Annotated in this window: 21 protein-coding genes and 2 pseudogenes; 15 read left to right on the top strand and 8 right to left on the bottom strand. The window is 72.2% G+C overall.

What is annotated here, in order from left to right; translation table 11 throughout:
• Positions 1-16: 16 nt before the first annotated feature.
• The 7 genes from ACF07S_RS17035 (at position 17) to ACF07S_RS17005 (ending at position 6,326) form a co-directional block, all read left to right on the top strand.
• Positions 17-1,714 carry a nitrite/sulfite reductase gene (locus tag ACF07S_RS17035; RefSeq protein WP_391974488.1) on the top strand — a complete coding sequence of 566 codons (1,698 nt, stop codon included), beginning with the start codon at positions 17-19 and terminating at the stop codon, positions 1,712-1,714.
• Entirely contained in the window at positions 1,711-1,890 is a 180-nt protein-coding gene (locus ACF07S_RS17030; protein ID WP_190165876.1) for a hypothetical protein, read from the top strand. Before ACF07S_RS17035 ends, ACF07S_RS17030 begins: the two co-directional genes overlap by 4 nt.
• The gene (locus ACF07S_RS17025) at positions 1,887-2,597 is read left to right on the top strand and encodes a phosphoadenylyl-sulfate reductase (RefSeq protein ID WP_391964891.1); all 711 of its coding nucleotides are present in this window, start codon (positions 1,887-1,889) and stop codon (positions 2,595-2,597) included. The genes ACF07S_RS17030 and ACF07S_RS17025 overlap by 4 nt, the downstream gene beginning before the upstream one ends.
• A gap of 35 nt (positions 2,598-2,632) precedes the next feature.
• Positions 2,633-3,169 (top strand): adenylyl-sulfate kinase, encoded by a 537-nt coding sequence (gene cysC / locus ACF07S_RS17020; protein ID WP_391964890.1) that lies wholly within the window; start codon positions 2,633-2,635, stop codon positions 3,167-3,169.
• A complete protein-coding gene (cysD, locus tag ACF07S_RS17015) occupies positions 3,166-4,101 on the top strand; it encodes a sulfate adenylyltransferase subunit CysD (protein WP_391964889.1) in 936 nt (311 codons plus the stop codon). The genes cysC and cysD overlap by 4 nt, the downstream gene beginning before the upstream one ends.
• A gap of 2 nt (positions 4,102-4,103) precedes the next feature.
• A complete protein-coding gene (locus tag ACF07S_RS17010; protein WP_391974487.1) occupies positions 4,104-5,438 on the top strand; it encodes a sulfate adenylyltransferase subunit 1 in 1,335 nt (444 codons plus the stop codon).
• Between the two features lie 150 nt (positions 5,439-5,588).
• Positions 5,589-6,326: a sirohydrochlorin chelatase gene (locus ACF07S_RS17005; protein WP_391974486.1), complete on the top strand. Its 738-nt coding sequence runs from the start codon at positions 5,589-5,591 to the stop codon at positions 6,324-6,326.
• 203 nt (positions 6,327-6,529) lie between these two features.
• Here ACF07S_RS17005 and ACF07S_RS17000 read toward each other — a convergent pair whose 3' ends face one another.
• Together ACF07S_RS17000 and ACF07S_RS16995 are read right to left on the bottom strand one after the other, a co-directional pair.
• The gene (locus ACF07S_RS17000; protein ID WP_391964886.1) at positions 6,530-7,078 is read right to left on the bottom strand and encodes a DUF1697 domain-containing protein; all 549 of its coding nucleotides are present in this window, start codon (positions 7,076-7,078) and stop codon (positions 6,530-6,532) included.
• Positions 7,079-7,295: 217 nt separating this feature from the next.
• Positions 7,296-7,895 carry a TetR/AcrR family transcriptional regulator gene (locus ACF07S_RS16995; RefSeq protein ID WP_391964885.1) on the bottom strand — a complete coding sequence of 200 codons (600 nt, stop codon included), beginning with the start codon at positions 7,893-7,895 and terminating at the stop codon, positions 7,296-7,298.
• Positions 7,896-7,976: 81 nt separating this feature from the next.
• Here ACF07S_RS16995 and ACF07S_RS16990 point away from each other — a divergent pair, with 81 nt between their 5' ends.
• The 5 genes and pseudogenes from ACF07S_RS16990 to ACF07S_RS16970 form a co-directional block, all read left to right on the top strand.
• A complete protein-coding gene (locus ACF07S_RS16990) occupies positions 7,977-9,023 on the top strand; it encodes a zinc-binding dehydrogenase (protein ID WP_391974485.1) in 1,047 nt (348 codons plus the stop codon).
• Positions 9,020-9,622 (top strand): NADPH-dependent F420 reductase, encoded by a 603-nt coding sequence (locus tag ACF07S_RS16985; RefSeq protein WP_391964883.1) that lies wholly within the window; start codon positions 9,020-9,022, stop codon positions 9,620-9,622. Before ACF07S_RS16990 ends, ACF07S_RS16985 begins: the two co-directional genes overlap by 4 nt.
• Before the next feature lie 65 nt (positions 9,623-9,687).
• Positions 9,688-10,851, top strand: a complete 1,164-nt coding sequence (locus ACF07S_RS16980; RefSeq protein ID WP_391974484.1) for an alkene reductase — start codon at positions 9,688-9,690, stop codon at positions 10,849-10,851.
• Positions 10,838-11,329, top strand: a pseudogene (locus tag ACF07S_RS16975) (transposase); the annotation flags it as partial. The gene ACF07S_RS16980 and the pseudogene ACF07S_RS16975, both read left to right, overlap by 14 nt.
• A 252-nt stretch (positions 11,330-11,581) precedes the next feature.
• Positions 11,582-11,830, top strand: a pseudogene (locus tag ACF07S_RS16970) (MMPL family transporter); the annotation flags it as partial.
• Positions 11,831-11,895: 65 nt separating this feature from the next.
• Here the strand turns inward: ACF07S_RS16970 and ACF07S_RS16965 are convergent.
• Positions 11,896-12,744 carry a helix-turn-helix transcriptional regulator gene (locus ACF07S_RS16965; RefSeq protein WP_391964881.1) on the bottom strand — a complete coding sequence of 283 codons (849 nt, stop codon included), beginning with the start codon at positions 12,742-12,744 and terminating at the stop codon, positions 11,896-11,898.
• A 103-nt stretch (positions 12,745-12,847) separates the two neighbouring features.
• Here ACF07S_RS16965 and ACF07S_RS16960 point away from each other — a divergent pair, with 103 nt between their 5' ends.
• A complete protein-coding gene (locus tag ACF07S_RS16960; RefSeq protein ID WP_391964880.1) occupies positions 12,848-13,612 on the top strand; it encodes an SDR family oxidoreductase in 765 nt (254 codons plus the stop codon).
• Positions 13,613-13,966: 354 nt separating this feature from the next.
• Here ACF07S_RS16960 and ACF07S_RS16955 read toward each other — a convergent pair whose 3' ends face one another.
• From ACF07S_RS16955 to ACF07S_RS16945, 3 genes are read right to left on the bottom strand one after another with little or no spacing between them, the layout of a single operon-like run.
• Positions 13,967-15,247, bottom strand: coding sequence for an ABC transporter substrate-binding protein (locus tag ACF07S_RS16955; RefSeq protein ID WP_391974483.1), 1,281 nt, complete (start codon positions 15,245-15,247; stop codon positions 13,967-13,969).
• Positions 15,247-16,080, bottom strand: coding sequence for a carbohydrate ABC transporter permease (locus ACF07S_RS16950; protein ID WP_391964878.1), 834 nt, complete (start codon positions 16,078-16,080; stop codon positions 15,247-15,249). Before ACF07S_RS16950 ends, ACF07S_RS16955 begins: the two co-directional genes overlap by 1 nt.
• Positions 16,077-17,015: a carbohydrate ABC transporter permease gene (locus ACF07S_RS16945; RefSeq protein ID WP_391964877.1), complete on the bottom strand. Its 939-nt coding sequence runs from the start codon at positions 17,013-17,015 to the stop codon at positions 16,077-16,079. Before ACF07S_RS16945 ends, ACF07S_RS16950 begins: the two co-directional genes overlap by 4 nt.
• Positions 17,016-17,285: 270 nt before the next feature.
• Here ACF07S_RS16945 and ACF07S_RS16940 point away from each other — a divergent pair, with 270 nt between their 5' ends.
• Positions 17,286-18,149, top strand: a complete 864-nt coding sequence (locus ACF07S_RS16940; protein ID WP_391974482.1) for a phosphotransferase enzyme family protein — start codon at positions 17,286-17,288, stop codon at positions 18,147-18,149.
• Between the two features lie 86 nt (positions 18,150-18,235).
• On the opposite strand, the gene ACF07S_RS16935 is transcribed toward ACF07S_RS16940, so the two are convergent.
• Positions 18,236-18,958, bottom strand: coding sequence for a 3'-5' exonuclease (locus ACF07S_RS16935; protein ID WP_391964875.1), 723 nt, complete (start codon positions 18,956-18,958; stop codon positions 18,236-18,238).
• 130 nt (positions 18,959-19,088) lie between these two features.
• Entirely contained in the window at positions 19,089-20,360 is a 1,272-nt protein-coding gene (locus ACF07S_RS16930; RefSeq protein WP_391965007.1) for an SAV2148 family HEPN domain-containing protein, read from the bottom strand.
• Between the two features lie 271 nt (positions 20,361-20,631).
• Here ACF07S_RS16930 and glgX point away from each other — a divergent pair, with 271 nt between their 5' ends.
• The gene (gene glgX / locus ACF07S_RS16925; protein WP_391964874.1) at positions 20,632-22,767 is read left to right on the top strand and encodes a glycogen debranching protein GlgX; all 2,136 of its coding nucleotides are present in this window, start codon (positions 20,632-20,634) and stop codon (positions 22,765-22,767) included.
• Positions 22,768-22,796 lie beyond the last annotated feature (29 nt).

Raw genomic sequence — 22,796 nt, 5'->3', positions numbered from 1 at the left:
GAAGGACGTGTCCCCCATGGCCGCCACCCCGCCGAAGCCTGCCGCCGAGACTTCCCGCCGCAAGGTGAGCCGTCACCGCGGCGAGGGCCAGTGGGCCGCGGGTCACTTCACCCCCCTCAACGGCAACGAGCAGTTCAAGAAGGACGACGACGGTCTCAACGTGCGGACACGTATTGAGACGATCTACTCCAAGCGCGGCTTCGACTCGATCGACCCGAACGACCTGCGCGGCCGGATGCGCTGGTGGGGCCTGTACACCCAGCGCAAGCCCGGGATCGACGGCGGCAAGACCGCGGTCCTGGAGCCGGAGGAACTGGACGACGAGTACTTCATGCTGCGGGTGCGCATCGACGGCGGCGCGCTGACCACCCGGCAGCTGCGGGTGGTCGGCGAGATCTCGCAGGAGTTCGCGCGGGGCACCGCCGACATCACCGACCGGCAGAACGTCCAGTACCACTGGATCCGCATCGAGGACGTGCCCGCGATCTGGGACCGCCTGGAGGCCGTCGGCCTGTCCACGGTCACCGCCTGCGGCGACACCCCCCGCGTGATGATCGGCTCCCCCGTCGCCGGCATCGCCGAGGACGAGATCATCGACGGCACGCCGGCGCTGGAGGAGATCAAGCGGCGCGTCCTGGGCAACAAGGCCTATTCGAACCTCCCCCGCAAGTTCAAGACGGCCATCTCCGGCTCGCCCGCACTGGACGTGGTGCACGAGATCAACGACGTCGCGTTCGTCGGCGTCCGCCACCCCGAGCACGGGCCGGGCTTCGACCTGTGGGTCGGCGGCGGCCTGTCCACCAACCCCAAGCTGGGTGTGCGGCTGGGCGCCTGGGTGCCGGAGGAGGACGTCCCGGACGTCTACGAGGGCGTCCTGTCGATCTTCCGCGACTACGGCTACCGCCGGCTGCGCAACCGGGCCCGGCTGAAGTTCCTGGTCGCCGACTGGGGCGCGGAGAAGTTCCGCCAGGTGCTGGAGGACGAGTACCTGGGGCGCGAACTGACCGACGGACCCGCGCCCGAGCAGCCGGTGCGGCAGTGGCGCGACCACATCGGCGTGCACCGCCAGAAGGACGGCCGCTTCTACGTCGGTTTCGCCCCGCGCGTCGGCCGCGTCGACGGCACCACCCTGACGAAGATCGCCGACGTCGCGGAGGCGCACGGCTCCGGCCGGGTGCGGACCACCGTCGAACAGAAGATGATCATCCTCGATGTCGAGGAGGGACGGGTCGACTCGCTCGTCGAGTCCCTGGAGGCGCTGGACCTCAGCGCCAGGCCCTCCCCGTTCCGGCGCGGCACGATGGCCTGTACCGGGATCGAGTTCTGCAAGCTCGCCATCGTCGAGACCAAGGCACGCGGCGCCTCGCTGATCGACGAACTCGAGCGCCGCATCCCGGACTTCGACGAACCGCTCACCATCAACCTCAACGGCTGCCCGAACGCCTGCGCCCGCATCCAGGTGGCGGACATCGGTCTCAAGGGCCAGCTCATGCTCGACGACGAGGGCGAGCAGGTCGAGGGCTACCAGGTGCACCTCGGCGGCGCGCTCGGCCTCCGGGCCGGCTTCGGCCGCAAGGTGCGCGGCCTCAAGGTCACCGCCGACGAACTGCCCGACTACATCGAGCGGGTGCTCAGGCGCTTCCGTGCGGAGCGCGAGGACGGCGAGCGGTTCGCGGCCTGGGTCGGCCGTGCGTCGGAAGAGGCGCTGTCGTGAGCGAGCGTGCGGCGCCGTTCCACTGCCCCTACTGCGGCGACGAGGACCTGCGCCCGGGCGAAGCGGGCCACGGGGCCTGGGAATGCGGCGCGTGCAACCGAGCCTTTCAGCTGAAGTTCCTCGGGCTGCTCGCCCGCGGGCTTGAGCGATCCGACACGGGAGGGGACCGGACATGACGGTTGTTCAGGAAGAGCGCGCCGCCGAGGACTTGAAGTCGCTGGCCGAGCGGGCGGGCCGGGAGCTGGAGGACGCCTCCGCGCCCGAGATCCTGCGGTGGGCCGCCGAGACCTTCGGCAAGCGGTTCTGCGTCACCTCCTCGATGGAGGACGCGGTCGTCGCCCACCTCGCCTCCCGTGCGCTGCCCGGCGTCGACGTACTTTTCCTCGACACCGGGTACCACTTCCCCGAGACCATCGGAACCCGGGACGCGGTGGAGGCGGTGATGGATGTCAACGTCATCACGCTGACACCGCGCCGCACGGTCGCCGAGCAGGACGCCCGGTACGGGCCGAAGCTGCACGACCGCGACCCCGACCTGTGCTGCAAACTGCGCAAGGTGCAGCCCCTGGAGGAGGGTCTCGAGGGTTATCTGGCCTGGGCGACCGGCCTGCGCCGCGACGAGTCCCCGACCCGGGCGGACACCCCGGTCGTCGGCTGGGACGAGAAGCGGCGGAAGGTGAAGGTCGCGCCCATCGCCCGGTGGTCACAGGAAGAAGTGGAAGCGTACGTCGCCGAGCACGGCGTCCTCACCAATCCGCTGCTGATGGACGGCTACGCCTCCGTGGGCTGCGCACCCTGCACCCGCCGGGTGCTCCAGGGCGAGGACGCGCGCGCCGGCCGCTGGGCGGGCCGCTCCAAGACCGAGTGCGGACTGCACGGCTGACCATGACCGCGCCCTCTACCAACCAGGAGACCGACGTGACGACCGGAGCCACCGTCTGGCTCACGGGTCTGCCGAGCGCCGGCAAGACCACCATCGCCCACGAGCTGGCCGCCCGGCTGCGCGAGCGGGGCCGCAGTGTCGAGGTGCTCGACGGCGACGAGATCCGTGAGTTCCTCTCCGCGGGCCTCGGCTTCAGCCGCGAGGACCGGCACACCAACGTTCAGCGCATCGGCTTCGTCGCCGAACTGCTCGCCCGCCACGGCGTCACCACGCTGGTGCCGGTGATCGCGCCCTACGCGGACAGCCGGGACGCGGTCCGGGGGCGGCACGGGGCCAACGGCACGCCGTACGTCGAGGTGCACGTGGCGACCCCGGTCGAGGTGTGTTCCGTACGTGATGTGAAGGGCCTGTACGCCAAGCAGGCCGCGGGCGAACTCACCGGGCTCACCGGTGTGGACGACCCGTACGAGGAGCCCGAGAGGCCCGATCTGCGGATCGAGTCGCAGAACCAGACCGTGCAGGAGTCCGCGGCGTCGGTGTACGCCCTGCTCAGCGAAAGGGGACTGGCATGACGACTGTGGCCACCGTGGACGAGGGCACGGACAGCCCGTACGCCCTCTCCCACCTGGACGCCCTGGAGTCCGAGGCGGTGCACATCTTCCGCGAGGTGGCGGGCGAGTTCGAGAAGCCGGTGATCCTGTTCTCCGGCGGCAAGGACTCCATCGTCATGCTGCACCTGGCGCTGAAGGCCTTCACCCCGGCGCCGGTCCCGTTCTCGCTGCTGCACGTCGACACCGGGCACAACTTCCCCGAGGTCCTCGACTACCGGGACCGCGCGGTCGCCCGGTACGGGCTGCGGCTGCACGTCGCCTCCGTGCAGGACTACATCGACCGCGGGGTGCTCAGGGAGCGCCCGGACGGCACCCGCAACCCGCTGCAGACCGTCCCGCTCACCGAGAAGATCCAGAGCGAGCGGTTCGACGCCGTCTTCGGCGGCGGCCGCCGGGACGAGGAGAAGGCCCGGGCCAAGGAGCGGGTGTTCTCGCTGCGCGACGAGTTCTCCCAGTGGGACCCGCGCCGCCAGCGCCCCGAGCTGTGGAACCTGTACAACGGCCGGCACGCCCCCGGCGAGCACGTCCGCGTCTTCCCGCTGTCCAACTGGACCGAGCTGGACGTGTGGCAGTACATCGCCCGCGAGAACATCGAACTGCCGGAGATCTACTACGCCCACGAGCGCGAGGTGTTCCGGCGCGGCGACATGTGGCTGACCGCCGGTGAGTGGGGCGGCCCCAAGGACGGCGAGACCGTCGAGAAGCGGCTGGTCCGCTACCGCACCGTGGGCGACATGTCCTGCACCGGCGCGGTGGACTCCGACGCCGACACCATCGAGAAGGTGATCACCGAGATCGCCGCCTCCCGGCTCACCGAGCGCGGTGCCACCCGCGCCGACGACAAGCTCTCCGAGGCCGCGATGGAAGACCGCAAGCGTGAGGGGTACTTCTAGACATGAGCACCGTCACGACCGAGGAGCTCTCGGCCACCACCCTGCTGCGGTTCGCCACCGCCGGCTCCGTCGACGACGGCAAGTCCACCCTGGTGGGCCGGCTGCTGCACGACTCCAAGTCGGTCCTCGTCGACCAGCTGGAGGCCGTGGAGCGGGTCTCGGCCAGCCGCGGCCAGGACACCCCCGACCTCGCGCTGCTCACCGACGGCCTGCGGGCCGAGCGGGAGCAGGGCATCACCATCGACGTGGCCTACCGCTACTTCGCCACGCCCCGGCGCCGGTTCATCCTCGCCGACACCCCGGGGCACGTGCAGTACACCCGGAACATGGTCACCGGTGCCTCGACGGCCGAACTGACCGTGGTCCTGGTCGACGCCCGCAACGGTGTGGTCGAGCAGACCCGCCGGCACGCCGCCATCGCCGCCCTGCTGCGGGTCCCGCACGTCGTCCTCGCCGTCAACAAGATGGACCTGGTCGACTACCGGGAGCCGGTCTTCGCCGCGATCGCCGGGGAGTTCACGGCGTACGCGACCGAGCTGGGCGTCCCCGAGGTCACCGCGATCCCGATCTCGGCACTGGTCGGCGACAACGTGGTGGAGCCGTCCGCGCACATGGACTGGTACGGCGGCCCCACCGTGCTGGAGCACCTGGAGACCGTGCCGGTCAGCCACGACCTGGCGCACTGCCACGCCCGGCTGCCCGTGCAGTACGTGATCCGGCCGCAGAGCGCCGAGCACCCGGACTACCGGGGCTACGCCGGCCAGATCGCCGCGGGCACGTTCCGGGTGGGCGACCGGGTGACCGTGCTGCCGTCCGGCCGGACGACCACGATCAGCGGGATCGACCTGCTGGGCGAGCCCGTCGACGTCGCCTGGACGCCGCAGTCGATCACGCTGCTGCTGGCCGACGACATCGACGTCTCCCGCGGTGACCTGATCGTCCCCAGCAAGGACGCGCCGGCCATCTCGCAGGACGTCGAGGCCACCGTGTGCCACGTCGCCGACCAGCCGCTGACCGTCGGGCACCGGGTGCTGCTCAAGCACGGCACGCGCACCGTCAAGGCGATCGTGAAGGACATCCCGTCCCGGCTGACGCTGGACGACCTGTCGCTGCACCCGCACCCGGAGCGGCTCGTCGCCAACGACATCGGGCGGGTGAAGATCCGTACCGCCGAGCCGCTGCCGGCCGACTCCTACTCGGACTCGCGGCGCACCGGATCGTTCATCCTCATCGACCCGAGCGACGGCACCACGCTCACCGCGGGCATGGTCGGCGAGTCCTTCGCCGCGCCGGAGCCGGTCAAGGACGAGGCCAAGGCGGACGGGTGGGACTTCTGAGCATGAACTCCCCGGTTTCCACCGCCTGTCCACCAAGGAGGGCGGCCCCGCCGGGCAGCAGCTCGTGCTGGACGACATCACCCTCGACAGCCCGCTGGAGCGGTGGGTCCTGCGCAGCCGCGGTCTGCTGGTGAAGGGCTGAGGCACACCATGCGCCGTCCGGTTCTGCTCGTCATCGCCCACGGCAGCCGCGATCCGCGGCACGCCGCGACCGTGCACGCCCTGGTGCGGCGGGTGCGGTCGCTGCGGCCGGGGCTACGTGTGGAGACCGGTTTCCTCGACTTCGACGTCCCCTCGGTGCGGCAGGTGCTGGAGTCCCTCGCGGCGGAGGGCGTCCGCGACGTGGTGGCCCTGCCCCTGCTGCTGACCCGCGCCTTCCACGCCAAGGCGGACATCCCGGCGGTGCTGGCCGAGGCTCCGCCGCGGCTGCGGATCCGGCAGGCCGAGGTGCTGGGCCCCTCCCCGCTGCTCCTCGCGGCGCTGGAGCGCCGGCTGTACGAGGCGGGCCTGACGCCCGCCGACAGGTCCTCGACCGGGGTCGTCCTGGCCTCGGCGGGATCCACCGACCCGGAGGCGATCGCGGTGATCGCGGACATCGCGCGGGAGTGGCGGCACACCGGCTGGTGCGCCGTGCGGCCCGCGTTCGCCTCCGCCTCCCTTCCCCGCACCGGGCAGGCGGTACGCGAGCTGCGCGCCCTCGGCTGCGCGCGTGTCGCCGTCGCGCCCTACGTCCTGGCCCCCGGCTTCCTCCCGGACCGCATCGCCCGGGGGGCCGCCGAGGCGGACGTCCTGGCGGATGTGCTGGGTCCGGCGCCGGAGGTGGCGCGGGTGCTGCTGGAACGCTACGACCGGGCGCGGCTGCCGCTGCCGACGGCGGTCGGCGCCTGACCGGCCCCGGGGCCTCGGACGTCATGGCCGGGAACGCGTCGCCACCGGCCTGCTGGAGGTGGACGCCGACCGGCGCCGCATCGTCCGGTACGGCAGCGTCGGGACCCGCCGCCGGGCCGTTGAGCGATCGGTCCCGCCGCTCACCGTCGTACCGGTGCCCGCCGGGGCCGTGACCGGCCGGGCGCGGCCGTCCCCGTTCCCGCTCAGCCGCCGGTGAGCTCCGCGAGCTTCACGACGGTGTTCCAGTTGCGGCTGGTGGCGACGACGCCCTTGGTGAGGCGGGGTCTGGCCAGGTACTCGGCGAGCCTGGAGCGGCCCAGGCCGTCCGGGGCGTACAGGTAGAGCGCGCGGTCGCCGAGGCGGAACTCCTCGGGCCGGTACGCCGCCCGGTCGACCTCGGCGAAGCGCTCGGGGGTGACGGGCGCGGAGAAGTAGGTGACGTGCAGCTGCTTGGCCGCCAGGGTGGCGGCCGGGAAGGGACAGGCGTCGACGACCGCCCTCAGATAGGCGTGGTCGCGCACGATCACGTCCACCCCGAAGCCGAAGTGCCGCTCGATCGCCGCCGCCAACTCGGCGGCGAGCGACTCCTCGTCGCCGTGCCCGGAGGTGAACACCGCCTGGCCGCTCTGCAGATGGGTGCGCACCTCCTCGTGCCCGAGGCCCTCCACCAGGGTGCGCAGCTCCGCCATCGGGACTTTTCTGCTGCCGCCCACATTGATCCCGCGCAGCAGCGCCGCGTATCTCCTCGCCATGCCCACACCCTAGGGCCGGTCGTCCGGATCAGGTCGCGGAGAGGTGGCGGTGCCTTGTCAGTGCCGGTGAGCGGGGTCCGGTGCGGGTGGCTGCAAGGCGGAGGAGGGATGCGGCCGCCCCGGCGTCGCGAAGACGACCTTGATGAGGTGCCCGGTCGCCCCGTGGGCAGGAAAGCGTCCTCTGGGCACGCCGCCGTGGCCGTGCCGCCCGAGCTGATCAGTCGAGAGCGTGAGCGCGGCAGGTCCGCAGAATCTCGTCGGACAGTTCGGGCCGGACGCGGCGGACCGCCCGGGCGAGCACCATCGCCCCGACCAGCCTGCTGAGCAGCAGCACCGCCCGGTCCCGCGCCTGCTGCGGGGTGATCTCCCCGTCCTGCTCACGGGCGAGTTCTGCGGCGAAGCCCGCGAGGTACCCTTCCACGCCGGCTGCGTACGAGCGCTGGATCGTGTCGTTGTGCCGCCCGGCGTCGGTGACCAGGGAGGCGGAGGGGCAGCCGCCGTCCGGAGCGTCGCGGTGGGCGGCCGAGAGATAGTCGTCCACCACTCGCCTCAGCGGCGGGCCGGCGGGATCGTCCCCTTCCTCGACGGCCTGCTCCAGGACGCCCAGGGACGCCGCGAACGAGGCGTTGCACACCTCGGCGGCCAGGTCGTCCTTGGATGCGAAGTGGTTGTAGAAGCCGCCGTGGGTCAGGCCCGCTTCCTTCATCAGGTCCGCGATCCCGACGGTGTCGATGCCCTGCGCGCGGAACATGCGCCCGGCCGCCTCGACGATGTTCTGCCGATTCCTGGCCTTGTCTTCCCTGGTGATCCGCGGCATGCCCGTCCTCCCGCCTCGACTGTGATTGACCTTTTCAAGGTTACCCCTCATCATTATTTTAATGTTGTCCATCATTAATAGATGAGTGGAGGGGCCATGCGCACCCTGGTGCACACCCGGCAAGGAGAACCCGCACAGGTACTCACGCTGAGGGAGGAGCCCGAGCGACCGCGTCCCGGCACCGGGCAGGTTCTGGTTCGCATGCGGGTCCGGCCCGTCCATCCGGGCGACCTGGCCGGTGTGGAGGGACTGCCGGGACTCCCGGAACAGCAGTCGGGCGCCCGAACTCCCGGAGTGGAGGGGATGGGCGTCGTCGAGAGCGTCGGGCCGGACGTGCACACACTCGGTCCCGGTCAGCGCGTGGCGGTCTTCCCGGCGCTGGGGACGTGGGCCGAGTATGTCGTGGTCGCGGCCGACCGGGCCGTGGCGGTGCCGGATGAGGTCAGCGACGAGACCGCGGCCCTGATGCTGGTCAATCCTCTGACGCTGCTCATGCTGTACCGCGCGCTGGACAGTGCCCTGCGCGGCCGGCAGGGCCCCGTCCTCCAGACGGCCGCCGGTTCCTCCGTCGGCCGGCTGGTCAGCGCGGCCGCGGTCCGGCACGGCCTGCCCCTGATCAACCTCGTACGCAGCGCATCCGGTGCCCAGAGGATGCGAACGCTGTACCCCACGCTGCCCGTGATCGCGACGTGCGACGACGACTGGCGGGAGCGGGTCCGCCACGAAGCCGGCGAGCAGGGCGTTCGGGTCGTCCTCGACTGCGTCGGCGGTGCCCTGACCTGGGACCTCGCCGAGCTGCTCGCCGACGGCGGCACCCTCATCTCCTACGGGCAACTGGGCTCCGGCACCACCCCGCTGGAGAGGCTGCCACTCATCCAACGGGCGCTGACCGTGCAGGGCGTGACCGTGTTGCAGTGGATGAGCCGCACCCCGCAGGAGCGGGCCCAGGACGTCGCCTTCGCCCTGGACATGGCACGGAACACACCGGATCTGCTCGAAGTCGCGGCCAGCTACGACCTCGCCGACTTCGAGGCGGCCATCGAACACGCCCGCCGCCCGGCCAGGACCGGGACCGTCCTGCTCACCACACCGCAGGCGGCCGACCCCGGGCAGGGGGCGGCCCGATGAAGATCGGAACGCTTGGAGCCGGAACCGTCGCCCAGGCCATCGCCCGGCACGCGATCCGGCACGGCCACGAGATCGTGCTCAGCAACAGCCGAGGACCCGCCTCCTTGGCTCCGCTGGTGAAGGACCTCGGCGCACGCGCGACGGCCGCAACCCCCGCCGAGGCCGCTGTCGCAGACCTCGTCGTGCTCGCGGTCGGCTGGCCGCACGTCCCCGACGTCGCCGCCCGGCTCCCTCCCCTGGACGGGACCGTCGTCATCGACGCCACCAACCAGTTCGACTCCCCTCCCCCGAACGCGAGGATCGCCGACCTGGGCGCTCTCACCGGAAGCGAATACGTGGCCTCCCTGCTTCCCGGCGCGCGCGTGGTGAAGGCCTTCAACGCCCTCTTCGCGCGGTTCATCGCACCCGATCCCCGCCACGCGGCCGGGCGTCAGGTGCTGTTCCTGGCCGGCGACGACACGGACGCCAAGAACACCGTGATGGGCCTGGCCTCCCAGTTCGGCTTCGCGCCCGTCGACCTCGGAACGCTGCGCGAGGGAGGCCGCCTCATCCAGCTCGGCGGGCCCCTGTCCGGCCTCCACGCCCTCAAGCAGGACTGATCCCACCCAGCCGCTCGTACTCCCCGCGTCCGCGAGGAGCGCCTTCCTCCACGAAAGAGATCCTCATGTCCGACCCGACTTCGGCATCCGGCACCCAGCCCCTCCTGCAGCCCGTTCGACTGGGCGCGCTCGAACTGCCCAACCGCGTCGTCATGGCTCCCATGACGCGCTCCCGGGCCACCAACGCGGAACTGGCCCCCACCGCCCTGCACGCCACCTACTACACGCAGCGCGCCGGCGCCGGCCTGATCATCAGCGAGGGAACCTGGGTCAGCCCGGACGCGATCGGCTTCACCGACGTCCCCGGCATCTACACGGACGCCCAGACCGCCGGCTGGGCCAAGGTCACCGAATCCGTGCACGCCGCGGGAGGCAGGATCATCTCGCAGATCGGCCACGTCGGCGCCGTCTCCCATCCCGACCACCTCGGTGGCCGCCTCCCCGCCGGTCCCTCGGCGATCAACCCCCGGGAGATGTCCTTCACTCCCGACGGCCCGAAGGACACGGTCACGCCCCGCGCCTTGACCGCGGCGGAGATCGCCACCACGATCGACACCTACCGGCAGGCCGCCGCCAACGCTCTGCGCGCCGGCTTCGACGGCCTGGAGATCCACGCGCAGGCATCCCACCTCGTGGCCCAGTTCCTCAACCCCCGCCTGAACCAGCGCACCGACGCCTACGGCGGCAGCAGTGAGAAGCGGGCCCGGTTCCTGTTCGACGTCGTGGATGCCGTCAGCAGCGTGTGGGGCAGCGACCGCATCGGCGTCAAGCTGTCCCCCTACTGGCGACGCGAGCCGGCCTTCACCGCGGACGCCGAGACGCTGGCCGACTACGACCTGCTCCTCAAGCGCCTCAGCGACACCGACCTGGCCTATCTCCACCTCCTGGGGCCGGAACCCCGCACGGACACCGACGACGCCTTCACCGCGTTCGCCCGCTTCCGCACCCACTACCGCGGTGCCGTCATCGCCAATCTCGGCTTCACGCAGGCGACCGGCAACGAGCTGCTCGAACGGGAGCTGGCTGACGCGGTTTCCTTCGGTGCTCCCTTCATCGCCAATCCGGACCTCGTCGATCGGTTCACCCACGGTCATCCCGTCGCCGCCGGCGACCGCGACACGTACTACGCCGGTGGTGCGAAGGGGTACACGGACTACCCCACCGCGACCGGGTCCCAGGCCATCTCGTTCGGGTCGGCCGGTCGTCGGTCCGGGTGTGCCGTCGGCTGATGCGCGGTGGGCGCGGATCGAGCCGTCGCTCCCGGACCGGACGCCGAGGCGGGGTGGCCGGTGGCGGGACCGCCGTGAGGTGACCGATGCGATCGCCTTCAAGTTCCGGACCGGGACCCGGTGGGTGCACCTGCCGCAGGAGTACGGAACTGGCGAGTGTCTGTTACCGGCTGCGGACGTGGGCCGTCGCCGGCACGTGGGAGCGGGTGTCCACCGCCCTGGTGGCTCGGGCCGACGCCGACGAGGACGCCGGCTGGGCCGTGTCCGTGGACTCCACGGTCGTGCGGGCTCACCAGCATGCGGCCGGGGCCCGCGAAAGGGGGCCCCGGCCGGCGAGCCGGACGACCACGCCATCGGCCGGTCCGCGGCGGAACGCAACACCGTCGAGCGGTGCATCAACCGCCTGAAGCAATGGCGCGGCATCGCCACCCGCTACGAGAAGACCGCGGCCATCCACCCGGCCGGACTCCACATCGCAGGCGTCTTCCCCTGGTCCGCCCGCCGTTCCGGACGGAACCGCGCAGGGCGGCCGTCGTGCCCCGTGGGGGCGGGCACGACGGCCGGGTCCGCGCACGGCGGACTGGGCGAAACTCTGACGGACGGGCGGGGCGCGGATCAACCGGTACGCGCACCTGTGACCCACTCAACAAAAGGGTGCGCAAGGGCGCCGGACGGTCACCGACCGCGGCCGCGGCCCCTGAGCACGGCCCCGGGATGCCGGTGGGCGCAGGGGCCGCCGGCCTCGCAGTCCATGAAGCGGATGGGCGTCGGCCTCGCGGCGGCGGTGCTCATCGACGCGACGGTCATCCGGGGTGTGCTGCTGCCGGCGGTGATGACACTGCTCGGCGAGCGCAACTGGTACCTGCCGAAGTGGCTGCACCGGATGCCCGACCTGACTCACGAGGATGCGGTGGTGCCGCCGGAGGCGGTGGTGCCGCCGGTGGCACGGGACGAGGAGGACGAGCGGGTGCCGGTCTGACCGGGCCGGTCACCGCACGCGGGGCCGGCGGTCTCCGCAGGGCCCCGCTCCGCGCCCGCGCCGGGCTACCGCTCCGCCTCGGCGAAGCGGTCCAGGCCGAGGACGGCGAGGAGTTGCAGCTTCTCGTGGCCCTCGGTCCGCGGCGGGGCGGTGAGCACGAGCAGGGTCTGTGACTGGTCCTCGGTGAACAGCGCCTGGCAGTCCAGTTCGATCGCCCCGATCTCGGGATGGATGAGCGTCTTGTGGTCCTCGAAGCGCCGGGCGACCTCGTGCCGCTCCCACAGTCCGGCGAACTCCTCGCTCTCCTTGCGCAGGGCCCGTACGAGGGTGCCCGCCCGGGAGCGCGGGCCGTGCAGGCCGTGGGCGGCGCGCAGGCTCGCGACCTGGGCGCGGCTCTGCCGGTCCCGGTCCTCCTCGGGGTAGCGCGCCCGGTCGGCGGGGTCGGTGAACCAGCGGTAGACGGCGCTGCGGGCGAGGCCCGTGTGGGCCGAGGCGTCCCCGAGCAGGGCGGCGGCCATCCTGTTCTGCACGAGGGTCTCCCCCAGGTCGGACAGGATGAGCGCCGGGGTGTCCTCCAGGCGGTCGAGGACCCGCATCAGCGCGGGGGCGACCTGGGGCGAGGCCGACAGCGGCAGCGGTGCGTTGTGCCCGGCGATCCGGTACAGGTAGGTGCTCTCCTCGCGGGTCAGCCGCAGCGCGCGGGCGAGCGACGCCAGCATGTGCTCGCTGGGCTGCGGCCCTCGCCGCTGCTCCAGCCGCGTGTAGTAGTCGGTCGACATCACGGCGAGGGAGGCGACCTCCTCGCGCCGCAGGCCCAGGGTCCGCCGGCGCGCGCCGGCGGGGAGGCCGACGTCCTCCGGTCGGAGCGCCTCGCGGCGGCGGCGCAGGAAGTCGGCCAGTGCTGCACGGTCCATGGGGACGATTGTCGCCCGGCGCGGGCGCGCGAGCCAGGGATCGCCGATCCCCCGACAACCGGTCTCTGCCCCCGGGGGCGGCTCACCGGTGACGATCGGGAGCATGAACATCTCCGGAAACACCGTTTTCGTCCCCGGCTCCACCAGCGGCATCGGTCTGGCCCTCGCCCTCGAACTGCGGGCCAGGGGGAACACCGTCATCGTCGGCGGCCGGCGTGCCGAGCTGCTGGAGCGGATCGCGGCCGAGCACCCCGGCCTGCACACCGTGCGGATCGACACCACGGACACCGCGAGCATCGCCTCCGCCGCGAAGCGGGTGCTGGCCGAGCACCCGGATCTCAACGTCCTGGTCACGATGGCCGGTGTGATGCGCGTGGAGGACTGGCGCGATCCCGCGTCGTTCCTCGCCTCCGCCGAGTCCACGGTGACGACGAACGTGCTCGGTCCGATCCGGCTCATCTCCGCGTTCATCGAGCATCTGCGGGCGCAGGCGGACGCCACGATCATGACCGTCTCCTCGGGCCTGGCGTTCGCTCCGCTGAGGGTCACGCCGAGCTACAACGCGTCGAAGGCGGCGATCCACATGCTCAGCGAGTCCCTCCGGCTGCAGTTCGCCGGCACGTCGGTGAAGGTCGTGGAACTCGTACCGCCGGCCGTCCGCACCGCGCTGCTGCCCGGGCACGAGGACAATGAGCAGGCCATGCCGCTCGACGAGTTCGTGGCCGAGGCGGTCGCTCTGCTGGAGGCCCGGCCCGACGCGAAGGAGATCCTGGTCGAGCGGGTGAAGTTCCTGCGCCACGGCGAGGCCCGCGGCGACTACGACCGGGTCGTCGAGGCCCTCAACGGCTCCGACCCGCACGCGCGGTAGGCCGGGTGGGACAAGAGACGAGATGACGGGATGACGGGATGACGTGATGACGTGCAGGACGAGGCCGGGCTCGTCCCCGTCGCAGGCCTCGGTCAGCTGCGGGCCGGGGCTCACGTGGCCGTGGGTGGCGATGGGACACGGCGATGCGAGCGGGACCGGTCCTGCCCCGGCCACGGACGAGACGTCTCGTGCGATCGTCTGGTGTTCACCGGGCCGGCACCTCGTGCGGCCGCAGCCCCTGATCCGGCGTCGCCGCGCCGGCCAGGTGCCGCCGGCCGTCCGGGACGGCGGCGTCGGGCAGCGGGGCACGGCGCCGTGCGTGGCCCCGCGCAACGGGTGTGCGGGCGGGGGCGCTCAGCGCTGGTAGCGGGCCAGCACCAGGTTGCCGTCCTCCTCCAGCCGCTCGCGCAGTTCGTCGAGGCCGATGGCGCCGCTGTAGTACTCCTGCAGCGCCGGGGTGGCCACCTTGTCCTTCCACTCGGGGTAGCCGCGCACGGTCTGCGCGGGCGCCGGACGCAGCCGGCCGGCGAGCGCGGTGCCGGTGGCCCAGCCGTGCTCGGCGGTGCGCAGGGCGGGGTCGGCGAGGGCCGTGCGGCCCGTCGGCAGCATCCAGTCGCCGAGGGCGAGACGGACCGTGTTCTCCGGCCGGAGCAGGAAGTCGAGGAAGGCTGCGGCCTCCTCCTTGTGGGCGCAGTCCTCGGCGATGGAGAGGGTCTGCGGGCTGACCCCCTGGGTGAGTCCGCCGGCACCGGCCGGGGCGGGCAGCACCTGCCAGTCGAAGCCCTCCGGTGCCTGCTGGACGATCTGCTGGCGGTAGGAGAAGCCGAGCGGCACCATCGCGTACCGGCCGGCGAAGAAGCCGGGCAGGGTGTCGGAGCCGCCGCTGCCGAGCGTGCCGGGCGAGGCACTGCGGTCGGTGTTCACCTGCTCGTGGACGGTGCGCGGGACGACCTCGTCGCCCTCCTCGAACCGCACGGTCACCTTGCCGTCGGCCCCCCGGTGGAAGAGCCGGCCGCCGGCCGAGAGGGACAGGTTGAGCGTGGCGGACACGGGTTCCTTGAGCGGCCAGGCGATTCCGTACTTCCCGTCGCCGCCGAGCCGCTTCGTCACCCGGCGGAACTCGTCCCAGCTCCAGGGGTGTTCGGGCGTGGGGATGCGGACGCCGGACTTCTTCAGCCAGGTCGCGTTGGCGATCAGCACGCGCGGTTCCTGGAGGAAGGGCACCCCGTAGACGCCGTCCCCGAAGGTGACGGTCTCCCAGCCGCGCGGCGGGATGTCGGCCCTCAGCCGCTCGGACAGCAGGCCGGTGAGGTCCGCGAGGTAGCCGCCGTAGGCGAAGTCGGCGAGGTCGTCGGAGGCGTCGTGGACGATGTCGGGGGCCTCACCGCCCTCGAAGGAGGTGAGGAGCTGGTCGTGGACGCTGCCCCAGCTGCCCTGGACGTAGTCGACCCGGACGTCCGGATGGGCGGCGTTCCACTCCGCCACCAGTTCCCTGGTGGCCTCGACCGACTCCTGCTGCCAGGCCAGGGACTGGAAGCGCAGGACGATCCGGCCGTCGTCGCGGGTGCCGCCGGAGGAGCAGCCCGCCAGGAGCAGGACGACGGCGAGTGCCGCCACGAGGATCCTGGTCCGCATCAGCTCTTCACCGCCCCGGCGAGCATCCCGCCCGTGATCCGCCGCTGGATGATCGCGAAGACGACCAGGGAGGGCAGCGTCGCGAGGAACGCGGCGGCCGCCAGCGGTCCGAGGTCGGCGACGCCCTCGGCACCGATGAAGTGGGTGAGGACCACCGGCAGGGTCTGTTTCTCCGGCGTCTTGAGCAGGACCAGGGCGAAGAAGAACTCGTTCCAGGCGGTGACGAAGGCGAACAGCGCGGTCGCCACGATGCCCGGCGCGAGCAGCGGCGCGGTCACCGACACCAGGATGCGCAGCCGCCCGGCCCCGTCGACGGCCGCCGCCTCCTCCAGTTCGGCCGGCACGGCACGGACGTACCCGGTGAGCATCCACAGGGCGAAGGGCAGCGCCCACACGACGTACACCATCACCAGCCCGGGCACGGAGTCGATCAGCCGCAGGTTCTTCAGCACCAGGAACAGCGGGATGATCAGCAGCACGAACGGGAACGCCTGGCTGACCACCACCCAGCCGGTCGCGGCCCGGGCGAGCGCGGTGCGGCGGCGGGCCATGACGTACGCCATCGGGGTGGCGAGGACGACGGCGATCAGCGCCGCGGAGAGCGCGGCGAGCAGCGAGTTGAGGGCGGCGCGCAGCAGCGGCTGCTCGTCGAAGGCCTGACGGAAGTTGGCGAGCGTGGGGTCGTCCGGGATCCAGGTGGGGTGCGGACCGCCCAGCTCGCGCGGCGACTTGAACGCCGTCGAGACCAGCCAGAGGAACGGGAAGGCGAGGAAGACGAGATACGCGAGCAGCGCGGCGTACTGGCCGGCGCGGGCTCCCCTGCCGGTCCTCATACGCGGTCACCTCCCCTGAGACGGCCGGCCAGGAAGACGGCCAGCAGGACGGAGATCACGGCGACCATGACACAGCCCATCGCCGCCGCGTAGCCGAACTGCCCGTAGCGGAAGGCCTCTTCGTAGGCGAAGAGCATGGGCAGCCGGGTGCGTCCGCCGGGGCCTCCGTTGGTCAGCACGTAGACCAGGGCGAAGGAGTTGAAGTTCCAGATCAGGTTGAGCGCGGTGACGGCGAGGGCGACGGGGCGGATCGCGGGCCAGGTGACCGTGCGGAAGCGGCGCCAGGCGCCGGCGCCGTCCACGGCCGCCGCCTCGTGCAGTTCGCGCGGTGTGTTCTGCAGTCCGGCGAGCAGCGCGACCGTCGTCTGCGGCATGCCCGCCCACACCCCGACCACGATCACGGCGGGCAGCGCGGTCGCCAGGCCGCTGAGCCAGTCGCGGTCGCCGCCGAGACCGAGGTCGCGCAGGGTCTCGTTGAGCACACCGGCGTCCGGGTTGTAGACCAGCCGCCACATGACGCCGACGACGATCTCGGGCATGGCCCAGGGGACGATCGCCAGGGCGCGGGCGAGCCAGCGCAGTCTCAGGTCCTGGTTCAGCAGCAGGGCGAGGCCGAGGGCGAGCAGGAACTGCGGCACCGTCACCCCGACCGCCCACACCAGCCCGATCCGGAACGACTCCCAGAACAGCGTGTCGTGCCACAGGTCCCGGAAGTTGAGGGTGCCGATCCACCGGGTGGGCTCGGTGCGGCCGGACTGGGCGTCGGTGAAGGCCAGCAGGATCCCGTGGAGCAGCGGTCCGACGCTGAGGACGAGGATCGGGATCAGCGCGGGCAGCACCAGGAACCAGGGTCCGTGGTCGGCCGCGCGTCCTTTCCGGGGGCCCGGGTCGGGCACACGGCCCACCGGCTTCCTCTCCTCGGTCAGCGATGTCACGGAATCAGCCCCTTTGCGCGGCTCGGGTGGGCCAGGTCATGGTCGTGAAGGCGGTCTGCCTCGTCAAGGCACCGCGCACACCGGCCGGTCCGCGCCGATGGGACACTGGCGGGCGGGTGGCCGGTGAACGGCCGGTGGCCGGCCGGATCCACGCGGTGTCCGCGCGGGCCGGCACGATGCCGGCCGCGCGGGCGGACCGGCCCGGCCGACCCGGCCGGACCGGTCGGGCCGGCCGATCAGTCGGACGAGAACGGACACGGAGGCGGACGGATGGACGAGGCACGGGCGCGGGACGTACTGGCCGCTGCGGGCGTGCTGCCCGGTGCGGCACGGGACGCGCGGCTGGTCGCCCTCGGCGAGAACGCCGTGTTCGCCGCCGGTGACCTGGTCGTCAAGGTGGGCCGCGACGCCGAGTTGCTGGACCGGGCCCGCCGGGAACTGGCCGTCGCGGGATGGCTGGCCGGGGCGGGCGTGCCGGCGGTGCGTCCGGCCGTGCCCGAGGCGCTGCTGGCGGACGGGCACCCGGTGACCGTGTGGCACCGGCTGCCGGAACCGGTGCGGCCCGCCGAACCCCGGGATCTGGCCGCACTGCTCCGGCTGGTCCACGCACTGCCCGCTCCCCCCTTCGCCTTGCCGCCGCGCGATCTGCTGGGCGGTGTGGAGCGCTGGCTGCGGCTCGCGGGCGACGCGGTCGACCCCGCGGACGCGGCGTACCTGCGCGAGAGGCGCGACGGTTTCGCGGCGGCCGCGGCGGCGCTCGCGCCCCGTCTGCCGCCCGGCCCGATCCACGGGGACGCGCTGCCCCGCAATGTGCACATCGGACCGGACGGGCCGGTCCTGGTCGACCTGGAGACCTTCGCGGCCGATCTGCGCGAGCACGACCTGGTGGTGATGGCCCTCTCCCACGACCGCTACGGACTGCCGGACGAGGCGTACGCCTCCTTCACCGGGACGTACGGCTGGGACGTGCGCGAGTGGGAGGGGTGTCCGGTGCTGCGCGGCGCCCGGGAGACGGCCAGCTGCGCCTGGGTGGCCCAGCACGCGCCGGGCAACCCGAAGGCGCTGGCCGAGTTCGCACGGCGGGTGGCGTCCCTGCGGGACGGGGACGAGACCGTGCGCTGGTATCCCTTCTGACCCGCCGCCCGGCCGGCCCGGATCCCGGCCGGCCCGGATCCCGGTCGGCCCGGATCCCGGTCGGCCCGGATCCCGCCCCCGCGGGCTCAGACCCGTTCGCCCGCCGGTTCCCGCAGCGGCCAGGTGCCGTCGATCACCGCGGTGGCGTCGCCCTTGCGGCGCAGGAAGTCCTGGAAGTCCGCCGCCCACTCGGCGTGCCACTCGACCTGACGGCGGTGCAGTTCCGCCGGGCCGAGGGCCGCGACCCTGGGGTGGCGGACGGCTATCGCGCAGGCCAGCCGGGCGGCGGCGAGGGCGTCGGCGGTCGCGTCGTGCGCGGCGTCGAGGACGACGCCGTACTCCGCGCAGACCGCTTCGAGGTTGCGCTTGCCGCGGCGGTAGCGGTCGACGGTGCGGTCGATGGTGTACGGGTCGATGACCGGGGCGGGGTCCGTGCCGCCCAGACGCTCACGCAGGGACGGCAGTCCGTGCCTCCGCAGTTCGGCGGAGAGCAGGGTGAGATCGAAGGCCGCGTTGTAGGCGACGACCGGGACGTCCGCCTTCCAGTAGGAGGTGAGGACGCCGGCGATGGCGTCGGCCACCTCGCCGGCGGGGCGGCCCTCCGCGGCCGCCCGCTCGTTGCTGATGCCGTGGACCGCCACCGCGTCGGCGGGGATCGGCACGCCCGGGTCGGCCAGCCACTCGCGGCGCCCGGCCGGTTCCCCCGCCCTGACCTCGATCACGGCCCCCGTGACGATCCGCGCCTCGCGCGGTTCGGTACCCGTCGTCTCCAGGTCGAAGCCGATCAGCAGCTCCCGGTGCCAGCCCATGGACTGCCCCCTTCCGTGTGGTGCGTTCCCCCAGTGGTTCCCACCCTCGCACGCACCACTGACAATCAGAGGAAAGCATTCCGCTTATCGGCCGGAACACCTCCCCGCAGACCGCCCCACAGTGGAGCGTTCATGACACCGGTCGCGAATCCGCCCACATCAGCTCGAACTCTTCACGGTAGGTGGGGAACAGCGCCCCCTCTTCCACTTCGCCCTGCTTGACCGTTCTGGACCCGTTGCGCAGGACCAGTACGGGCGCCTCCATCCCCCGGACGCGGCGCAGATGGTTCTGGACGACCGCGATGCCGTCCGACCCGTCGCCGTCCACGAGGTAGGCCGTGCAGCGGGGCGTCTCGTCGTAGACCTGGATCTCGAAGGCGCCCGGATCACGCAGCCTGGACCGCACGCGGCGCATGTGCAGGATGTTCATCTCGACGGCGCGGCCGAGCTCCCCGCGTTTGATGCCGAGTTCGCGCTCGCGCCGCTTGACCGCGCTGGAGGCGGGGTTGAGGAACAGCAGCCGCACCCGGCAGCCGGACTCGGCGAGCCGCACCAGCCGGCGCCCGGAGAAGTTCTGCACCAGCAGGTTGAGGCCGATGCCGATCGCGTCGAGGCGCCGCGCCCCGCCGAAGATGTCCTCGGCCGGGAACTGGCGCAGCAGCCGTACCCGGTCGGGGTGGACGGCGACGACATCGGCGTACCGGTCGCCGACCAGGTCCTCGACCGCGTCCACGGGCAGCCGGCGCGCGGAGGGCACGTCACCGCCGGCGCCGAGCATCTCCAGCAGCCGCGCGGAGGCCCGCTCGGCCTGGCCGAGGACCGCCTCGGACAGCGCGCGGTTGCGGGAGACGACGTTCCGGGTGACCTCCAGCTCGTCCAGGGCGAGCTCGACGTCCCGGCGGTCGTCGAAGTAGGGCTCGAAGCAGGGCCAGTGCTGCACCATCAGCTCGCGCAGCTGGGGCAGGGTGAGGAAGGACAGGACGTTGTCGTCGGCCGGGTCGAGCAGATAGCCCTTGCGGCGGCTGACCTCGCGCACCGCCGCCGCGCGCTGCACCCACTCCTGCCCGGCCGGCCCGGCGGCGGCGATCACCCAGTCGTCGCCGTGCACCGGCTCGTACACGGGGCGCAGCACGGCGGCCACGACCGCGCGCAGCCGCTGTTCGACCAGGTTGAGCCAGATGTAGGCGCGGCCGGCCCGCTGGGCGCGGGTGCGCACCTCACGCCAGGCGTCGGCGCCCCAGTCCAGTTCCGGTCCGATCGAGCCCGCGTCCATCGGCCGTGCCAGGGACACCGCACCGGGCGGGACGTCCGTGGAACTGCTCCCCTCGTGACCCTCGTCACCAGGGGGCAGTTCCAGCCCTCCCGCGCCCACCCGTGCACCGCCTTCCGCTCCCCCGAGCACTCCCGTCCCGACGATCAAGGAGAGTACTCCGCATGCGGTGCGCGGTGCAGCCCGATGGACAGGGTCACTTCCCAACTTCCCGCGCGCGCCCGACCGTTCCGTTCCGCGGGTACCCGGAAGTGAGCGGATTCATAGCGGGACCGGCGCGGGCACGCCTCCTCGGGGGAAAGAGCGGGTGCGAGGGATGGTTCCCGCCCTTTCGGGGAGACTCGACAAGACTCGGAGCCCAGGCGTCCCCCACCGGCGCCGTACACCTGAAAGAGTCGTAGTCATGCAGGTCTGGCCTGGCGAGGCGTATCCGCTCGGTGCCGCGTACGACGGCGCCGGAACGAATTTCGCGGTCTTCACGGAGGCCGCGGACCGAGTAGAACTCTGTCTGCTGCACGACGACGGCTCGGAAACCGCGATCGAGCTGCGCGAGAGCGACGCGTTCGTGCGGCACGCGTACGTGCCCGGCGTCATGCCCGGGCAGCGGTACGGCTTCCGCGTGCACGGACCGTACGACCCCGAACGCGGGCTGCGCTGCAACTCCGCGAAGCTGCTGCTCGACCCGTACGCGCGTGCGATCAGCGGGTCGGTCCGCTGGGGCGAGGAGGTGTACGGCTACCACTTCGGCGAGCCCGGGCGGCGCAACGACCTCGACTCGGCGCCGCACACGATGACGTCGGTCGTGGTCAACCCGTACTTCGACTGGGGCGACGACCGGCGTCCCCGTACGGAGTACCACCACACGGTGATCTACGAGGCCCACGTCAAGGGCCTCACCATGCGCCACCCGGGGCTGCCGGAGGAGCTGCGGGGCACCTACGCGGGTCTCGCGCACCCGGCGGTGATCGAGCACCTGACCGAGCTCGGGGTGACGGCGCTGGAGCTGATGCCGGTGCACCAGTTCGTGAACGACCACCGCCTGGTGGACATGGGCCTGAACAACTACTGGGGCTACAACACCATCGGCTTCTTCGCCCCGCACAACGCCTACGCGTCCTGGGGCGACCGCGGACAGCAGGTGCTGGAGTTCAAGTCGGCGGTGAAGGCGCTGCACGAGGCCGGGATCGAGGTGATCCTCGACGTGGTCTACAACCACACCGCCGAGGGCAACCACCTGGGCCCGACGCTGTCCTTCAAGGGCATCGACAACCCGTCGTACTACCGGCTCACCGACGACCGCCGCTACTACATGGACACGACGGGCACCGGGAACTCGCTGCTCATGCGGTCCCCGCACGTCCTTCAGATGATCATGGACTCGCTGCGGTACTGGGTGACCGAGATGCACGTCGACGGATTCCGCTTCGATCTCGCGGCGACCCTGGCGCGGCAGTTCCACGAGGTGGACCGGCTGTCGTCGTTCTTCGACCTGGTGCAGCAGGACCCGGTGGTCTCCCAGGTGAAGCTGATCGCCGAGCCGTGGGACGTGGGCGAGGGCGGCTACCAGGTGGGCAACTTCCCGCCGCTGTGGACCGAGTGGAACGGCAAGTACCGCGACACCGTGCGGGACCTGTGGCGGGGCGAGCCGCGGGCGCTCGCGGAGTTCGCCTCCCGGCTGACCGGCTCCTCCGACCTGTACCAGGACGACGGGCGGCGCCCGCTGGCCTCGATCAACTTCGTCACCTGCCACGACGGCTTCACCCTGCACGACCTGGTGTCGTACAACGACAAGCACAACGAGGCCAACGGCGAGGACAACCGGGACGGCGAGAGCCACAACCGGTCCTGGAACTGCGGCGTCGAGGGGGAGACCGACGACCCGGACGTGCTGCGGCTGCGGGCCCGGCAGATGCGCAACTTCATCGCCACGCTGATGCTCTCCCAGGGCGTGCCGATGCTCAGCCACGGCGACGAGGTGGCCCGCACCCAGCGCGGCAACAACAACGCCTACTGCCAGGACAACGAGCTGGCCTGGCTCGACTGGCCCGACCCCGGGCGGGCGGAGGACGAGGAGGACGTCCGCCGGCAGCTGCTGGAGTTCACCCGCGCGATGGTGTGGCTGCGCAAGGACCACCCGGTCCTGCGCCGGCGCCGCTTCTTCCACGGACGCCTGGTGGAGGGCGCCCACGACGACCTGTCCGACATCGCCTGGTTCACTCCGGAGGGCGCGGAGATGACCCAGCGGGACTGGGACTCCGCGCAGGCGTCCGCGCTGACGGTGTTCCTCAACGGCAACGCGATCTCCGAGCCGGGACCGCGCGGGGAGCGCATCACCGACGACTCGTTCCTGCTGATGTTCAACGCCTTCCACAAGCCGCTGGACTTCGTGGTGCCGGTCGACCACGGCCGGCAGTGGCAGGTGGTCGTGGACACCGCCCGCGCGCACGGCGTCCCGCCGGGCACCGGCCCGGAGGTACAGGCCGGCGCCCGGCTCACGCTGACCGACCGCAGCATGACGGTGCTGCGGCGGCCGGCGTAGCCGGCCGCCCCACCGGGCCGCCCGCCCGG

This window comes from Streptomyces sp. NPDC016640 (assembly GCF_043076215.1).
In the GTDB taxonomy this organism is placed as follows: Bacteria; Actinomycetota; Actinomycetes; order Streptomycetales; family Streptomycetaceae; genus Streptomyces.
The sequence above is the reverse complement of the archived record's forward strand: the minus strand, read 5'-3'. Positions and strand labels throughout refer to the sequence as shown.

Coding starts and splice junctions, on each gene's coding strand:
- ACF07S_RS17035 (WP_391974488.1), top strand. CDS start 17: ATGGCCGCCACCCCGCCGAAGCCTGCCGCCGAGACTTCCCGCCGCAAG.
- ACF07S_RS17025 (WP_391964891.1), top strand. CDS start 1,887: ATGACGGTTGTTCAGGAAGAGCGCGCCGCCGAGGACTTGAAGTCGCTG.
- cysD (WP_391964889.1), top strand. CDS start 3,166: ATGACGACTGTGGCCACCGTGGACGAGGGCACGGACAGCCCGTACGCC.
- ACF07S_RS17010 (WP_391974487.1), top strand. CDS start 4,104: ATGAGCACCGTCACGACCGAGGAGCTCTCGGCCACCACCCTGCTGCGG.
- ACF07S_RS17005 (WP_391974486.1), top strand. CDS start 5,589: ATGCGCCGTCCGGTTCTGCTCGTCATCGCCCACGGCAGCCGCGATCCG.
- ACF07S_RS17000 (WP_391964886.1), bottom strand. CDS start 7,078: ATGGCGAGGAGATACGCGGCGCTGCTGCGCGGGATCAATGTGGGCGGC.
- ACF07S_RS16995 (WP_391964885.1), bottom strand. CDS start 7,895: ATGCCGCGGATCACCAGGGAAGACAAGGCCAGGAATCGGCAGAACATC.
- ACF07S_RS16990 (WP_391974485.1), top strand. CDS start 7,977: ATGAGTGGAGGGGCCATGCGCACCCTGGTGCACACCCGGCAAGGAGAA.
- ACF07S_RS16985 (WP_391964883.1), top strand. CDS start 9,020: ATGAAGATCGGAACGCTTGGAGCCGGAACCGTCGCCCAGGCCATCGCC.
- ACF07S_RS16980 (WP_391974484.1), top strand. CDS start 9,688: ATGTCCGACCCGACTTCGGCATCCGGCACCCAGCCCCTCCTGCAGCCC.
- ACF07S_RS16965 (WP_391964881.1), bottom strand. CDS start 12,744: ATGGACCGTGCAGCACTGGCCGACTTCCTGCGCCGCCGCCGCGAGGCG.
- ACF07S_RS16960 (WP_391964880.1), top strand. CDS start 12,848: ATGAACATCTCCGGAAACACCGTTTTCGTCCCCGGCTCCACCAGCGGC.
- ACF07S_RS16955 (WP_391974483.1), bottom strand. CDS start 15,247: ATGCGGACCAGGATCCTCGTGGCGGCACTCGCCGTCGTCCTGCTCCTG.
- ACF07S_RS16950 (WP_391964878.1), bottom strand. CDS start 16,080: ATGAGGACCGGCAGGGGAGCCCGCGCCGGCCAGTACGCCGCGCTGCTC.
- ACF07S_RS16940 (WP_391974482.1), top strand. CDS start 17,286: ATGGACGAGGCACGGGCGCGGGACGTACTGGCCGCTGCGGGCGTGCTG.
- ACF07S_RS16935 (WP_391964875.1), bottom strand. CDS start 18,958: ATGGGCTGGCACCGGGAGCTGCTGATCGGCTTCGACCTGGAGACGACG.
- glgX (WP_391964874.1), top strand. CDS start 20,632: ATGCAGGTCTGGCCTGGCGAGGCGTATCCGCTCGGTGCCGCGTACGAC.